The sequence below is a fragment of the Amycolatopsis sp. NBC_00438 genome, from assembly GCF_036026695.1.
GTDB lineage: Bacteria > Actinomycetota > Actinomycetes > Mycobacteriales > Pseudonocardiaceae > Amycolatopsis.
Map to the genome: position 1 here is coordinate 6,269,646 of NZ_CP107923.1, position 14,362 is coordinate 6,284,007.

The window sequence follows — 14,362 nt, forward strand, 5'->3', positions numbered from 1 at the left end:
GATCTGCCGCTCCCGCGACCAAGCTCGCCGCGGCACCTCCCACCGAGCCGCACACCCAGGCAGCCACCCGCCCACATAACGGTGCTCACCCCGGACCGGCTCAACCCGCCTGACCGAACGCGAACAACCGCCGGTGCTCCCGAGGCGAGACGTTGGTGGCGCGACGGAACTGCCCCCGCAGATTCGCCGACGAACCCAAACCCACCGCCCGCGCGATCTCCTCCACCGGCAGATCCGAACTCTCCAGCAACTCCTTCGCCCGCGCGATCCGCTGCTCCCGCAACCACGACAGCGGCGGCAGCCCCGTCCGCTCCCGGAACCGCCGGTGGAACGTGCGTTCCGACATGCGGGCCCGCTCGGCCATGTCCCGTACCGACAGGCTCTCCCCCAGCGCCGTGAGCAGCCACTGCTGGGACCGGGCGATGACGTCGTCGCCGGGCGGTACGACCTTCTTCTCGACGAACTGCCGCTGGCCGTCCGGCGGGCGCGGGGCCATCACGATGCGGCGCGAGACGTGGCGGGCCGCCGCGGCGCCGAGGTCGGTCCGCAGGACGTGCAGGCAGAGGTCGACGCCGGCCGTCACGCCGCCGGACGTGAGCACCGCCGGAGTCTCGGCGACGAGCAGCGACCCGTCCACCGTCACGGCCGGGAAGCGGGCCGCGAGGTCGTCGCACAGCGACCAGTGCGTCGTCACCGTCAGGCCGTCCAGGACGCCCGCGGCCGCCAGCGCGAACGCCCCCGAGCAGATCGAGATCATCCGGGCGCCCCGGCGGTGCGCGGCGGCGACGGCCCGCACCACCGCCCCGGGCAGCTCCCGCCCGGCGGCGCCCGCGTAGCCGGGCACGATCACCGTGGCCGCTTTGCGCAGCAGGTCGAGGCCGCCGTCCGGGACCACCGACGTCCCGCCCGCGACCGGCACCGGGCGGCCGTCCGCCGAGGCGGTCACGACGTCGTAGGCCTCCGGCGCCTCCCGCGCGAAGACGTGCAACGGGATCGCGTAGTCCAGCGGGAGCACTTCGTCGAGCAGGAGGACGACCATCCGGTGACGGGCCACGGCAGGATCGTAGCGTTTGACGGCAGTCCTGCCACTTCTCGACGGGGACGCGAGCGCCCAGACTTTCCGGCATGACCACCAAGACCATCGTTCTCGTCCACGGCGCCCTGACCGGCGCGTCGGTGTGGCGCCACGTCTGCGCGACCCTGCAAGCCGACGGCCACGAGGTGATCGCGCCGGCCCTGCCCCTGCGCACCCTGGACGGCGACATCGCTTACCTGCGCCGGTTCCTCGAGACGCTGCCCGGCCCGCTGGTCGTCGCCGGTCACTCCTACGCGGGCTCGGTCATCTCCGCGCCGGACGCGCTCACCCCGGCGGTGCGGGCGCTCGTGTTCGTCGCCGCGTTCCAGCAGGACGCCGGCGAGACGGCGGGTGAGCTGAACGGCAAGTTCCCCGGCAGCCTGCTCGGCCCCGGCAACCTGCTCTTCCGCGACTACCCCGGCGGCCAGGAGGCCTACCTGCGGCCCGAGGTGTTCGCCCCGGCCTACGCCGCCGACGTCGAGCCGGCCGAGGCGCGGGTCCTGGCGGCCGCCCAACGCCCCTTCGACCCGACGGCGCTGTCCCAGCGCTTCGACCGGCCGGCCACCTGGCGGACGCTGCCGTCCTGGGCCGTGATCGCGACGGCGGACCGGTCGATCCCGACGGAAACCCAGCGGTGGATGGCCGGCCGCGCGGGCTCGGCGGTCACCGAGGTGGACGCGTCCCACGCCGTCCCGCTCTCGCGACCCGACGTGGTCGCCCAGGCGATCGCCGAGTCCACAAAGGACGTCACAGCTCCGTGCTCCGGCTGACGTCTTCCCACCGCTCGAAGTCACGCCGCAGGGAGTCGAGTTTGCCGTACGCCACCTGAAGCGCGGCCGTACCGAGGAGCAGCCGCAACGGCGGCTCCTCGGCCGCCAGCACGGTGACGATCGCCTCGGCGGCGCGAGCCGGATCGCCGGGCTGGCTGCCGTACGTGGCCAGCGTCGCCTCACGGCGCTTGCCCGCCGTCCCGGCGTAGTCGTCGATGCGGATCGGGGACTGCTTCATCGACGGGCCGGACCAGTTCGTCCGGAACGCGCCGGGCTCCACGATGGTCACGCCGATGCCCAGCGGCGCCACTTCGGCGGCCAGGGACTCCGACAAGCCTTCCACGGCGAACTTCGTCGCGTGGTAGTAGCCCGTGGCCCCGAAACCGGCCAGCCCGCCGAGCGAAGAGACGTTGACGACGTGCCCCGCGCGACGGGACCGCATGCCCGGCAGCACCGCCTTGGTCACCTCGGCGAGCCCGAAGACGTTGGTGTCGAACAGCGCGCGCACCTCGGCGTCGTCGCCTTCTTCGACGGCGGCCAGGTAGCCGTGACCGGCGTTGTTGACCAGTACGTCGATCCGGCCGAACGTCTCTTCGGCGCGCTGGACCGCGGCGGTGACCTGCGCGGGGTTCGTGACGTCGAGGGTGAGGGCGACCGCGCGATCGCCGTGGCGGCCGACGAGGTCCGCGACCGTCCGCGGATCGCGGGCGGTGACCGCCGCGCGCCACCCGCGTTCCAGGACGTGGGTGGCGAGCGCGCGGCCGAGGCCGGTGGAGCAGCCGGTGATGAACCAGACCGGGGATTCGGTGAGTGTCATGGGATCCAGGTTCACCGCGACCGGCGCGGGCTACCAGTCGTCCGGTCTTCCTGGGACCGCTGGTACCAGGCACATCCGACGCCGGCGGCGCACACTGGAGCCCATGGCGGACGCGGAATTCGGGCAGGCGGTGCGGCGCTGGCGTGACCGGGTCGCGCCGGGCACCGTCGGGCTGCCCTCCGGCGGCCACCGGCGCGCGGCCGGGCTGCGGCGTGAGGAGCTGGCCCTGCTGGCCGGGATCTCCGCCGACTACATCACCCGCCTCGAACAGGGCCGCGCGTCCAACCCGTCGGCGCAGGTCGTCGAAACCCTGGCGCGGGCCCTGCGCCTGTCGCGGACCGAGCGCGAGCACCTGTTCCACCTGGCCGGGCTCACGCCACCCGGCCCCGACTCCGTGCCCGCGTACCTCACCCCGAGCGTCCAGCGCCTGCTCGACCGGCTCACCGGGACACCCGTCGCCGTCTACGACGCGGCCTGGACGCTCTTGGTCGCGAACCCGCCGTACGCGGCGTTGCTGGGTGACCCGTCCGGGTGGCGCGGGCACGAACGCAACGCCGTGTGGCGCAACCTGATCGGCCCCGGCACCCGGGTCCGGCACACGCCGGAGTCGCAGCGCGCCATGGAAGCCATGCTGGTCGCCGACCTGCGGGCCGCCGCCGGCCGCTACCCCGCCGACCGCGGCCTGCGACGGCTGGTCGCCGAGCTGCGCGCGCACAGCGACCGGTTCGGCGAGCTCTGGGACTCCGGCGCGGTGGGCCACCACGAGTCGGCCCGCAAGATCGTCGATCACCCGCACGCGGGACCGGTGACGCTGGACTGCGACACGCTCACCGTGGCCGGCAGCGACCAGCGCGTCATGCTCTACACGGCCGAACCCGGCACCGAAGACGCCGAACGCCTCGCGCTGATCACCGTCCTCGGCACGCAGGCCCTCACGGGCTGACAGCCCCGGGTGCCGGGTACCCGCGGCCAGCGGCTCCGCCGGCGGGAGTTCTCCCGGTGGTGCGGGCCCTACCGGTGCGCGGCGATCTCGTCGCTGGTCGTCACCCACACGCCGGGGTGGTTGACGATGTACGCCAGCGCCTGTTCGACGTACTTCACCCGGAACGCCTGCCCCGAGACGTACGGGTGCAGCGACAACGCCATCACCCGCCCGCCGGCCGCCGAGTCCGCGTAGAGCTGGTCGAACTGGTCCCGCACGACCTGGACGTAGTCGGGCCCCGTCATGCTCTTGAGGTGGAACAGGTGGGTGTCGGCGAGTTCGAGGGTGTACGGCACGGACCGCAGGCCGGGGACGTTCAGCGCGTACGGCTGGTCGTCGTTGGTCCAGTCGAGCAGGTAGCCGACGCCGAGCTCGGCGAGCAGCCGCGGGGTGGCGAACGTCTCGGTCAGCCCCGGTGAGAGCCATCCGCGCGGCCGCCGGCCGGTCGTCTTCTCGATGCTGTCGAGGATTCCGGTGAGGAACGCGCGTTCCTCGTCCTCGGCCATCCCGGTCTGCGGGATCGAGTTCGACTTGCCGTGGGCGAGCCAGGCCCAGCCGCGTTCCCGGCCCGCTTCGACGATCCGCGGGTACCGCTCGCCCGCGTCGGAGTTCAGCAGCGCGCTGGCCCGGATCCCCTGCCGGTCGAGGACGTCGATGAGCCGCCAGATCCCGACGCGGGCGCCGTAGTCGCGCCAGCCGTAGTTCATCGGGTCCGGCACCAGCTTCGACGTCGCTTCGTTGAAGCTGACCGACGGGCGGTCCACGGAGAAGTGCTCGATGTTGAGGCCGACGTAGAACGCCACGCGGGCGTCGCCGGGCCAGCGCACCGGGGCGCGGTCGACGATGGCCTCGTAGTCGAAGAGTGTGATGTCCACGGCGCTCACCGCTCCAGCGGGACGGCGATGCCGCCGCCGTAACGCTGGTGTTCGGCCTCGTCGAGCATCGCCGCCGCCACCGTCGCGCGGCTGACACGCGCGGGGAAGAACCGCCGCGGCGCGGATTCCAGCGGGACCGTGCGCCGGGTCGGGCTCAGCTCCCCGTCGGACAAGGGCCCGGCGTGGAACACCGTGCCGCCACCCCCGAGCACGATCGCGTCCGCCGCGGTGCGGTCCGGCAGCTCCTTCTTCATGAACGTCTTGAGCAGCCCGCGGGTGAACGCGCCCGCGTACCGCGCCGACTCGCCGGTGCCGAAAGCCGCGAGCCAGACGACGAAGTCCGGTCCGGCCTCGACGGCCGCGCGGGCGCCCGCCGTCAGCACGCCGGGCGTGCCGGTGATCCCCAGTCCGGACAGGACGGTCCGGGCGCCCTTGAGCGCGCGGCCGATGGAGTCCGGGTCGAGGACGTCGCCCGCGACGCGTTTCAGCCGGCCGGACGGCGGCAGCGTGATCCGGTCCGGGTCGCGGGCGACGGCGGTGACGGTGTGCCCGCGCTCCAGGCCCTGCCGCACGAGTTCGGTTCCGGTGGCGCCGGTGGCGCCGAGAATGGTGAGTTCCATGGTGGTTTCCTTCAGTTCACTGTGGACAGAGTGGCCAGCGCCGCGGCGTGGAGCCCGGGCGCGCTCGCGAGGATGTCGGCGCTGCCGGGCCGCCACGGCTGTCCGGCGAGGTCGGTCACGGTCCCGCCCGCTTCGGTGATGAACAACGCGCCGGCGGCGACGCCGGGCAGCGTGGGCCGGTACTGCCAGAAGAGGTCGGCGTGGCCGGCCGCGACGAGCAGCATCGGGAACGTCGAGGGCACGGTCGCGCGGACCAGCAGCGCGGCGCCGAGCATCGCCGTGATCGACTCGCCGATGCGCCGGTAGGTGTCGCTCTGGCCGGCTTCGGCCTGGCCCGTGGTGGCGACGGCGGCCCCGAGGTCGGCCTTGACGGAGACGCGCAGGGGCCGGCCGTTCGCGAACGCGCCGCCGCCGCGGACCGCGCTGTGCACGACGTCGGGGACGGGCTGGTACACGGCGGCGAGCACCGGGACGCCGTCGCGGAGCAGGGTCGCGCTGACGCACCACTCCGGCAGCCCGTGCACGTGGTTGACGTTGCCCTCGACCGCGTCCACGGCCCACCACTCGCCCGGCGGCAGCTCGGTGGTCTCCAGCTCGTCGGTCAGCCACTTCGCTTGCGGCCGGGCCGCGGCGAGCGCGCTCCGCAGCTCGTCGTTCGAGGTCCGTTCGTTCGCCTCGGCCGCGGCGAGCAGACCGGCGCGATCGGCGGGGCGGGCGTCACCGGAGTACCGCGCCAGCAGGCGGCCACCGGCGTCCCGCACGGCGGCGATGGCGGCCTCGAGCACCGCGGCGTCCTCGATCGTGTTCTCCTGAACGGTCATGACGTTTCCTTTTCTGCCAAAGGGAAGAAGCTGTTGTCTCCGACCGTAGGCAGAACTGCCGATGACTTCAAATGAATGCTTTGCACTCGTTGATTTACCCAGACGCACTCCACAGCCGCGTCGAGAAGACGACCGGGCGGCGCGGTCCCGCGCACGATCGGATCATGACCGAACCCACGCGCCGGCTCCTCGGGCAAGGAGCGCGGTTCGTCCTGGTCGGCTCGGCCGTCACGGCCGGGAACTTCGTCGTCTACTGGCTGCTGCGGACCACGCTCGCCCCGGTGCCCGCCAACCTGGTCGCCACCGCCGTGACCACCTTCGCCGGCACCGAACTGCACCGGCGGTTCACCTTCCCCGACACGACGGCGGTGCCCGGCCGCAAGACCGTGCAGAACCTGGCGAGCTGGGTGTGGTCCAGCGGGGCCACCTCGGCCGGGCTGCTCGTGCTCCCGCTGCTCGTGCCCGACCCGGGCCCGCTGCTGGAAGGGCTCGCCGTCGTGCTGATCGGCACCGCCGGCGGGATCGGCCGGTTCGCGGCACTGCGCTGGTGGGTCCTCCCGGTCCGCGACCCGGCCTGAACCGCCGTACGATCCGCGGCATGTACCTGGACCTGAACCTCCTGACGGCGCTGGACGCGCTGCTCGAGGAGGGCAGCGTCGCCGCGGCCGCGGACCGCCTGCACCTGTCGTCGCCGGCGATGAGCCGGACGCTCGGCCGGATCCGCAAGACGACCGGGGACCAGATCCTCGTCCGGACGGGCCGGACGATGACCCCGACGCCGTACGCGCTCGAGATCCGGGCACAGGTCCGCGATCTGGTGCAGCAGGCCGAAAGCGTGCTCGCGCCCGACCGCGAGCTCGACCTCGCCGCGCTCGACCGGGTCTTCACACTGACCTGCCACGACGCGATCACCACCGCGCTGGGCCCCCGGCTCATCGCGGCGGTCCACCGCGACGCGCCGAACGCCCGGCTGCGGCTGCTCGCGGAAGGCCGGGCGGACACCCAGGAACTGCGCCGCGGCCAGGTCGACCTGGAGCTCGGCAGCGCGGCGCCGGAGTCGCCCGAGATCCGGTCGGAGACCTTCTTCGAGGACCGGCTGGTGCTGGCCGTCGCGCCCGATCATCCTTTCGCCACGCGAAAACCGACCTTGCGCCGCTACGCCGAGGCGTTGCACCTGCGGATCACCCGGCGCGGCCGGCTCCACGACCCGATGGACGACGTCCTGGCCGAGCACGGTCTCGAACGCCGGGTCGTCGCGACGACCCCGACCACCACGTCGGCGCTGAGCGTCGTGCGGCTCGGCGAGTGCGTCGTGGCCGTGCCCGAACGCATGTGCGCGGGGATGATCGACGCGCTGGGGCTGGTGACCGTGCCGCTCCCGATGCCGACCGCGCCGGCGCCGCTGGTGGTGTGCTGGCACCAGCGGTACGAGAACGACAAGGCGCACCGGTGGCTCCGCGAGCGCGTCCGCGAAGTACTGCGGGAACTCGGGTAGCCGCTACCCGGACGCGCAGGCGGTGCCGATCTCCGAGGGGGTGCTCGCGCGGATCGACCAGGGCGGCTTCACGACGTCGATGCTCACGGCACGCTCCAGGGAAGCCGCAAGCCGTCGCCGTCCGCCCGCGGCACGACGTGGACGTGCAGGTGGAAGACGGTCTGGGTGGCGGCCGCGCCCTTCGAGGTGATGAGGTTCGCGGCGGGCCGCTCGGCCATCAGCTCGGCGGCGCGGCGCATCACCGCCGCGGTGACCGCGGGATCGGTGCCGGCGTCCGGGACGTGGACCCGAGGCAGGACCAGGACGTGGCCTTCGGTCACCCCGCCCCCGCGCGGCACGATCGCGACGACGTCGTCCCAGGCCCGCACCACGACCGCCGACGTCCGCCCGGCCACCACGTCGCAGAACGCACAACCGTCCACCACACCGATCACCCACCTTCCCGAAAGTACGATTCTCCCCGCCCGCATCTGATACTCCGGGTTGATCCCCACCCCGCGAACCTGTGCCACGGTCGCGTCCTCCACACCTTTCGGGAGGACTCAAGATGCCAGGTTTCCGAGCCGGACTGGTCGTGACGATCGCGGCCCTCGTGGCGGCCGCGACACCCGCCGCGGCCGCCGACGACCCGCTCGCGCCCTACACCGGACAGCAGCTCACCTGGGGCGCGTGCGCGTTCACGCCCGCGGCCGACGCCAGACCGGCCGAGTGCGCGCTGGTCACCGTGCCGCGCGACTGGGCGAACCCCGCCGCGGGCACCGACCTGCAGGTCTCGATCAGCCGTGTCGCGGCCACCGGGCAGCGGCTCGGCGCGATCCTCGTCAACCCCGGCGGGCCGGGTGGTCAGGGCACCTCGCTCGCCGGCGCGCTGGCCGGTCTCGAACCGTCGGTGAACCAGCTGTACGACCTGATCGGCATGGATCCGCGCGGGACCGGCCGGGAAGGCAGCGACGACCACGGCTTCCGGTGCCAGGTCCCCACCGGGCGGCTGCCGACCGGCCTCGACGCGCGGGACCGGTCGGCGCAGAGCGTCGCGCTGCACCAGCAGTCGCCGCGTGCCATCGCCGAAGCGTGCCAGAGCAACGCGCTCACGCCGTACGTCACGACGTGGCAGACCGCGCACGACATGGACCTGATCCGCACGCTCCTGGGCGACGAGAAGCTGAACTACCTCGGCTACTCCTACGGAACCTGGCTCGGCGCGAAGTACGCGTCACTGTTCCCGGAGCACACCGGGAAGACCGTGCTCGACTCCAGCGTGAACTTCGAAGGCCGGCTGCAGGCCGACTTCGAGGCGTTCCCGGTGATCGACCAGCGTCAGTTCGACGACGTCTACCTGCCGTGGGTCGTGCGCCGCTACGGCGACCAGCTCGGCACGAGCGTCGCCGAGGTCAAGGCGAAGATCGAGCGGATCCGCGCCTTCTACAAGACCCAAGGCGTGGACGGCGACTCGTTCGACCGGATCTTCGTCGGCAACGGCAGCCGGTTCCAGTGGTACCTCGGGGTGCTGGTGCTGGTCCTCGGCGCGAACTCGCTGGAGCCCGGCGGCGCGGCTCCCAGCGGCGAGCTGGATGCGGTGTCCCGCAGCGCTTTCGGCGTCCCGGCGGCCCAGCTGACGGCCGCGGAAGTCGCGGCCGCCGTGCCCGACTACACGGCGGTTTCCGGCACCCGGTACGCCGTGGCGTGCGGTGACCAGCCGACGCAGACCGCCGCCTGGTACAAGCGGCTCAGCGACCGGCAGGGCCCGCAGTACCCGTTGTACGGCTGGCTCTACGGCCTCAGCGAGCCGTGCGGTTTCTGGTCGGACGCGCCGCAGCACGTCCTGCCGAACCTGCCGGCGGAAGCCGCGAAGAACGTGCTGGTCGTCCAAGGCGAGTTCGACCCGCAGACCGGTTACGAGCAGGCGAAGGCGGCCTCGCGCGCGGCCGGTGTCCCGCTGGTGTCGGTGGACGACTCGCCGTTCCACGGCCAGTACGCCCTGGCCGGCAACCCGTGCGTGGACGGGATGGTGAACACGTTCCTCACCAAGAACTCCCGCCCGGGCAGCACCACGTGTCCCGGGGTGCCGCTGCCGGACGAAGACGCCGTCCACCCGGTCACCGGCCCGCTGGGCACCACGCACAGCAGCCTCACGACCCGGCTCGGCGACGCGCATTCCTTGCTGCGCAACGAAGTTCAGCGCAAGGTCAGCGCGCTGAACTAGCGGTTCCCGGGACGGCTGCTTCGGGCGGGCAGCCGTCCCGGGCTCAGCCCTGGACGGTCGGGCGGAGGACGATCTCGCCGATTTCGACGTCGTGCGGCTGCTCGATGGCGAAGGCCACGGCGCGGGCGACAGCGGCCGGCGCGATGGCGAACTCGTCGATGCCGCGCTGGATCTCCGCGCGCACCTCGAGGTTGTCGATCGAACCGGCGAGCTCGGTCCGGACGAACCCCGGCGACACCGCCGTCGTCCGCAGCACGCCGTCGGTCGACTCCTGCCGGAGCCCCTCCAGCAGCGTGCGGACAGCGTTCTTGGTGCCGGCGTAGACCGCCATCGTGGGTGTGATCTTCAGGCCGGCCGTCGACACCGTCGTCACGAGGTGCCCGCGGCCCTGGCGCCGGAACACCGGCAGCGCCGCGGCGATCCCGTGCAGCACCCCGCGCAGGTTGACGTCGATCATCGCCGACCAGCCGTCGACGTCGAGGTCCGCCATCGGGCCGATCTTGCTGATGCCGGCGTTGCTCACGAGCACGTCGAGCCGGCCGAACTCCTCGACGGCCCGCGCGACGAGCCGGTCGAGATCCTCCCGGACGGTGACGTCGGTGGGGCAGACGACCGCCCGGCCGCCCTGGCCGCGGATGTCCTCGGCGACCTTTTCGAGCCGTTCCGTCCGGCGCGCCCCCAGCACGACCGCCGCCCCGCGTTCGGCGAGCAGCCGCGCGACGGCCTCGCCGATCCCGCCGCTCGCTCCGGTGATCGCGACGACCTTGCCGTCGATGTCCGACATGGAGAGCCTCCTCGAAGGTGATACGGACAAGTGTCCGCTTGCTTCGAAGCTAGCGGACACTTGTCCACTTGTCCACTGGGCCCAGCGAACGGCGAACCCGCCGTCGACAAACCCGGGCGTGTTGGCCACTGCGCGGCGTGTCGACCGTCCCGCAAGGGCCACGACCAGTACGAGGCGCCGGTCGGCAACCGCAGCTCCGCCAGAACCGCCCCGAACACTCACGACCCGAGCCGGCGCGCCTGTTCCCGGGTCTCGTCGTTCATCGGGAAGAAGCACTCGATGCGCAGCTCCTGCAGCGTCACGTCCTGCGGCGTCCCCAGCGTCGTCACTGTGGAGAAGTAGTCGAACCGCCGGTCCCCGAACGTGTACCGGATCGGGACGATCGGCAGCACCGGCGTCGCCGCGTCGAGCGACCGCAGCGACGCCGGCACCCCGGGGTAGTCCAGCACCTCGTCGAGGATGCGCTGCGCGCGTTCGTCGGTGACGCCGCCGATCGCCTCCCGGCGCGCCCGCCGGACCAGGGCTTCGGCGACTTCCGGCCAGTTCGTCACGTGCCGGCGGACGCCGTCCGGGTGGAACATCCGGCGCAGCACGTTCGCCGGGCCGGGCGCCGCCTTCGCCCGCCCGTCCTGCAGGAAGGCGAAGAACCGGCGAGCGGCCGTGTTGGTGTGCCGGATGTCCCAGCTCCGGTCCATCACCAGGGCCGGGAACGGTTCCTGCTGCGCCAGGATCGTGTCGAGCGCGTCCCGGACGGCGGCGAGCGACGGCGCGTCCAGTCCGGACTCCGGGTACTCGGGCGCGAACCCGGCCTTGAGCAGCAAGGTGTTGCGTTCGCGCAGCGGCACGTCGAGCACCTCGGCGAGCTTCAGGACCATGGCGCGACTGGGGTTCGCGCGGCCCGTCTCGAGGAAGCACAGGTGACGGATCGACACCGCGGCCTCGGACGCCAGCGCCAGCTGGCTCAGCCGCCGGGCGCCGCGCCAGTGTTTCAGCAGGGGACCGACCTCAGACACGGCTCGAGTATCCCGCGGTCCACGCGTGCGGGCGCACCGCCGCCTCCAGCGGGGGCCGGGCGGCGTTCGCGGTGTAGTTGGTCATCGCCGAGATCGCCACCCCGGTGATCACCTCGAACACCTGCTCCTCGGTGAAACCGGCCGCGGTGAACGCCGCCACGTCGGCGTCGTCGAGGTGCCCGCGCTTCCCGATGAACGCGCGGGTGAGCGCGGACAGCGCCGCCATCCGCGGGTCGGCGGGCCGTTCGCCGCGGCGCAGGGCCTCGACGACGGCCGGTTCGACGCCGTCCGCGAGGGACTCCAGGGTGTGGAACGCGACCGCCCATTCACTGCCGTTCGCGACGGCGTTGGACAGCAGCAGGACCTGCCGTTCGTCCGGGCCGAAGGTGCCACCGCCCCGGAAGTGCCCGAAGGCGGCGAAGAAGGTGTTCAGCAACGCCGGCGAGTTCGCCATCAGACCGGCCGCGGCCGGGACGAACCCGAACGCTCCCCGCAGAACGGTCAGCGGTTCCTTCGCGGCTTCGGGCGCGGTGTCGGCGGTGTGGATCGGGTAACTGGTCATGCGACGAAGTCTGGGCTCGCCGCGACGTCGATCCAATTCCCCGGGAGGTAAACGAACCCGGGTGCGCGAGGTCAGGCCATGAGCCGCGGGAACAGCGCGCGGACGCCGGCCCGGAGATCGTCGAGCGCGCCGTCCGCGCCGACGAGGTGGCGCAGCAGGGCTTGCTGGAACAGGCCGTCGAACAGGGCGTAGGCCTCGGACGGCGAGCAGTTCGGCTTCACGCCGGCGAGGTCGGCATACGCGCTGACGTTGCGCCAGATCATCTCCTGCAGGCTGTCGTCGATCTCGGCGACGTCGTCGCGGAAGGCTTCCTCGAACATCGACTGCGAGCGCAGGTCGTACCAGAGCCGGTGCATCAGGGGCGCGTCGCCGAGCGCGACGGCCAGGCCGTCCGCGCAGGCCCCAGCGAGCTCGCCGGGGGTGGCCACCTCGCCGACGCCGCCCTCGTAGCGCTGCACGCAGGCTTCCTTGTAGCGCCGCACGCAGTAGGTGATCAGCTCGACCTTGTCGGCGAAGTAGTAGTGCAGCAGCCCGTGGGAGAACTTCGTGTGCTCCGCGATCGTGCGCAGGCTGGTGCGGGCGTAACCGAGGTCGGCCAGGGCGAGCAGCGCCGCGTCGGCGAGTTCGCGGCGGCGTTCTTCGAACTTGTCGACTCGGGTCCGGCGCCTCACGGCGGCTGCGCTGGTCACCGTCCGAAGATACCATCGAGCGGTTCTCTGACCAATCGTCCAAGAAAATCTTGACATTCGTCCAAATGGCGGTCAAGGTCGTGACCAGCCGCCGGTGCCGCCGGCGGAGGTTTCGGAGGGACGACGATGTCTCTGTTCTTCTACCTGGAAAAAGGCGCTTCCCTGGACCCCGCGGCGCCCTGCTTGACCTTCGACGGGGTATCGCTGTCCTACGGCGAAGTCCGCACGCTCGCCGAGCGGATCGCCCGGGCCCTGCGGCGCTCGGGCGTCGCCCCCGGGGACAAGGTCGGCATCCTCTCGGCCAACGACCCGACCGCGTTCGCCTGCGTCTTCGGCATCGCCCGCGCGGGTGCGGTCTGGTGCCCGATCAACCCGCGCAACGCGGCCGGCGAGAACGCCGAACTGCTGGACCTGTTCGACTGCGCCACCTTGATCTTCCAGCCGGGCTTCGAAGAGCTCGTCAGTCAGATCGCCCCCCAGCTGCCGAAGCTGACGACGCTCGTCCGGCTCGGCGACGGCGACGACTTCGCGCCGGGCTTCGACGCCTGGCTCGACGCCGCCCGCGACGACCCCGCCGCCGAGGCTCCCCAGCCCGACGACGTCGTCGCCCTGGTCGGCACGGGCGGCACCACGGGCCGCCCCAAAGGCGTCATGCTCACCGGCCGCAACCTCGAGGTCATGTCGGCGATCACGCTGATGAGCTACCCCTTCGACGGCCGCCCGGTGTACCTCGCGCTCGCCCCGCTCACGCACGCGGCCGGCGTCCTGTGCTTCCCGATCCTCGCCCGCGGCGGCGAGATCGTGATCATGGCCAAGCCCGACGTCGGCCGGTTCCTGGAGCTGATCGAGCGGCACCGGGTCACCCACACGTTCCTGCCGCCGACGCTGATCTACATGGTGCTCGGCCACGAAGCGCTCGACACCACGGATCTCTCGTCGCTGCAGTGCTTCTGGTACGGCGCGGCGCCGATGTCGACGACCCGGCTGACCGAGGCCCTCGACCGCATCGGGCCGATGGCGCAGCTGTTCGGCCAGTCCGAGGCCCCGATGATGATCTCGACGATGTCCCCCGCCGAGCACCGCGCGCCCGACGGCACCGTCCACACGGGACGGCTGGCCTCCGCCGGCCGGCCGTCGCCACTGGTCACCGTGGCGATCCTCGACGACGAAGGCGAGCCCGTCCCGCGGGGCGAGCGCGGCGAGATCTGCGTGCGCGGCTCGCTGGTGATGGCCGGTTACTACCGCAACCCGCAGGCCACGGCGGAGGCGTCCGCGCACGGCTGGCACCACACCGGCGACATCGGCTTCCTCGACGGCGAGGGTTACCTCCACATCGTCGACCGCGCCAAGGACATGGTCATCACCGGCGGGTTCAACGTCTACTCCGCCGAAGTCGAGCAGGCGGTGATGGCCCACGACGCCGTCCGCGACTGCGCGGTGATCGGCCTGCCGGACGACAAGTGGGGCGAGCGCGTGACCGCCGTCGTCCAGCTCCAGCCCGGCGCCGAACTGGACGCGACCGAGCTGATCGCGTTCGTCAAGGCACGCGTCGGCAGCGTCAAGGCGCCCAAGCAGATCGAAGTCTGGCCGGAGCTGCCCCGCTCCACCGTCGGCAAGGTCCTCAAGGCCGACATCCGTTCCACCCTCGCCGGTTAG

The 14,362-nt window shown here is 72.4% G+C and carries 16 protein-coding genes; 6 read left to right on the forward strand and 10 right to left on the reverse strand.

Annotated features, from left to right (window positions below; translation table 11 throughout):
- Nucleotides 1-100: 100 nt before the first annotated feature.
- Nucleotides 101-1,054 carry a GlxA family transcriptional regulator gene (locus tag OG494_RS27945; RefSeq protein WP_328443630.1) on the reverse strand — a complete coding sequence of 318 codons (954 nt, stop codon included), beginning with the start codon at nucleotides 1,052-1,054 and terminating at the stop codon, nucleotides 101-103.
- 71 nt (nucleotides 1,055-1,125) lie between these two features.
- Between OG494_RS27945 and OG494_RS27950 the strand changes: the two genes are divergently transcribed.
- The gene (locus OG494_RS27950; RefSeq protein ID WP_328443632.1) at nucleotides 1,126-1,845 is read left to right on the forward strand and encodes an alpha/beta fold hydrolase; all 720 of its coding nucleotides are present in this window, start codon (nucleotides 1,126-1,128) and stop codon (nucleotides 1,843-1,845) included.
- Here OG494_RS27950 and OG494_RS27955 read toward each other — a convergent pair.
- Nucleotides 1,823-2,662, reverse strand: coding sequence for an oxidoreductase (locus tag OG494_RS27955; protein WP_328443634.1), 840 nt, complete (start codon nucleotides 2,660-2,662; stop codon nucleotides 1,823-1,825). The genes OG494_RS27950 and OG494_RS27955 overlap by 23 nt on opposite strands.
- A gap of 103 nt (nucleotides 2,663-2,765) precedes the next feature.
- On the opposite strand from OG494_RS27955, the gene OG494_RS27960 reads away from it, so the two are divergent.
- Nucleotides 2,766-3,605: a helix-turn-helix transcriptional regulator gene (locus OG494_RS27960; protein ID WP_328443636.1), complete on the forward strand. Its 840-nt coding sequence runs from the start codon at nucleotides 2,766-2,768 to the stop codon at nucleotides 3,603-3,605.
- 68 nt (nucleotides 3,606-3,673) lie between these two features.
- On the opposite strand, the gene OG494_RS27965 is transcribed toward OG494_RS27960, so the two are convergent.
- From OG494_RS27965 to OG494_RS27975, 3 genes are read right to left on the reverse strand one after another with little or no spacing between them, the layout of a single operon-like run.
- Nucleotides 3,674-4,519, reverse strand: a complete 846-nt coding sequence (locus OG494_RS27965; RefSeq protein WP_328443638.1) for a polysaccharide deacetylase family protein — start codon at nucleotides 4,517-4,519, stop codon at nucleotides 3,674-3,676.
- A 5-nt stretch (nucleotides 4,520-4,524) separates the two neighbouring features.
- On the reverse strand, nucleotides 4,525-5,139 hold the full coding sequence (locus OG494_RS27970; protein WP_328443640.1) for an NAD(P)-dependent oxidoreductase: 615 nt from the start codon (nucleotides 5,137-5,139) through the stop codon (nucleotides 4,525-4,527).
- A gap of 11 nt (nucleotides 5,140-5,150) precedes the next feature.
- Nucleotides 5,151-5,960: an inositol monophosphatase family protein gene (locus OG494_RS27975; RefSeq protein WP_328443642.1), complete on the reverse strand. Its 810-nt coding sequence runs from the start codon at nucleotides 5,958-5,960 to the stop codon at nucleotides 5,151-5,153.
- A 164-nt stretch (nucleotides 5,961-6,124) separates the two neighbouring features.
- Between OG494_RS27975 and OG494_RS27980 the strand changes: the two genes are divergently transcribed.
- Entirely contained in the window at nucleotides 6,125-6,538 is a 414-nt protein-coding gene (locus OG494_RS27980) for a GtrA family protein (protein WP_328443644.1), read from the forward strand.
- Between the two features lie 20 nt (nucleotides 6,539-6,558).
- Nucleotides 6,559-7,455 carry a LysR family transcriptional regulator gene (locus OG494_RS27985; protein WP_328443646.1) on the forward strand — a complete coding sequence of 299 codons (897 nt, stop codon included), beginning with the start codon at nucleotides 6,559-6,561 and terminating at the stop codon, nucleotides 7,453-7,455.
- 83 nt (nucleotides 7,456-7,538) lie between these two features.
- On the opposite strand, the gene OG494_RS27990 is transcribed toward OG494_RS27985, so the two are convergent.
- Nucleotides 7,539-7,889: an HIT family protein gene (locus tag OG494_RS27990; RefSeq protein ID WP_328443648.1), complete on the reverse strand. Its 351-nt coding sequence runs from the start codon at nucleotides 7,887-7,889 to the stop codon at nucleotides 7,539-7,541.
- A 113-nt stretch (nucleotides 7,890-8,002) separates the two neighbouring features.
- On the opposite strand from OG494_RS27990, the gene OG494_RS27995 reads away from it, so the two are divergent.
- On the forward strand, nucleotides 8,003-9,658 hold the full coding sequence (locus OG494_RS27995; RefSeq protein WP_328443650.1) for an alpha/beta fold hydrolase: 1,656 nt from the start codon (nucleotides 8,003-8,005) through the stop codon (nucleotides 9,656-9,658).
- Between the two features lie 43 nt (nucleotides 9,659-9,701).
- Here the strand turns inward: OG494_RS27995 and OG494_RS28000 are convergent, their stop codons facing one another.
- The 4 genes from OG494_RS28000 to OG494_RS28015 form a co-directional block, all read right to left on the reverse strand.
- Nucleotides 9,702-10,442 carry an SDR family oxidoreductase gene (locus OG494_RS28000; protein ID WP_328443652.1) on the reverse strand — a complete coding sequence of 247 codons (741 nt, stop codon included), beginning with the start codon at nucleotides 10,440-10,442 and terminating at the stop codon, nucleotides 9,702-9,704.
- A gap of 218 nt (nucleotides 10,443-10,660) precedes the next feature.
- The gene (locus OG494_RS28005) at nucleotides 10,661-11,455 is read right to left on the reverse strand and encodes a helix-turn-helix domain-containing protein (protein WP_328443654.1); all 795 of its coding nucleotides are present in this window, start codon (nucleotides 11,453-11,455) and stop codon (nucleotides 10,661-10,663) included.
- Nucleotides 11,448-12,017, reverse strand: coding sequence for a carboxymuconolactone decarboxylase family protein (locus OG494_RS28010; RefSeq protein ID WP_328443656.1), 570 nt, complete (start codon nucleotides 12,015-12,017; stop codon nucleotides 11,448-11,450). Before OG494_RS28010 ends, OG494_RS28005 begins: the two co-directional genes overlap by 8 nt.
- Before the next feature lie 71 nt (nucleotides 12,018-12,088).
- Nucleotides 12,089-12,706: a TetR/AcrR family transcriptional regulator gene (locus OG494_RS28015; protein ID WP_328443658.1), complete on the reverse strand. Its 618-nt coding sequence runs from the start codon at nucleotides 12,704-12,706 to the stop codon at nucleotides 12,089-12,091.
- A gap of 126 nt (nucleotides 12,707-12,832) precedes the next feature.
- On the opposite strand from OG494_RS28015, the gene OG494_RS28020 reads away from it, so the two are divergent.
- Nucleotides 12,833-14,362 carry an acyl-CoA synthetase gene (locus OG494_RS28020; RefSeq protein WP_328443660.1) on the forward strand — a complete coding sequence of 510 codons (1,530 nt, stop codon included), beginning with the start codon at nucleotides 12,833-12,835 and terminating at the stop codon, nucleotides 14,360-14,362.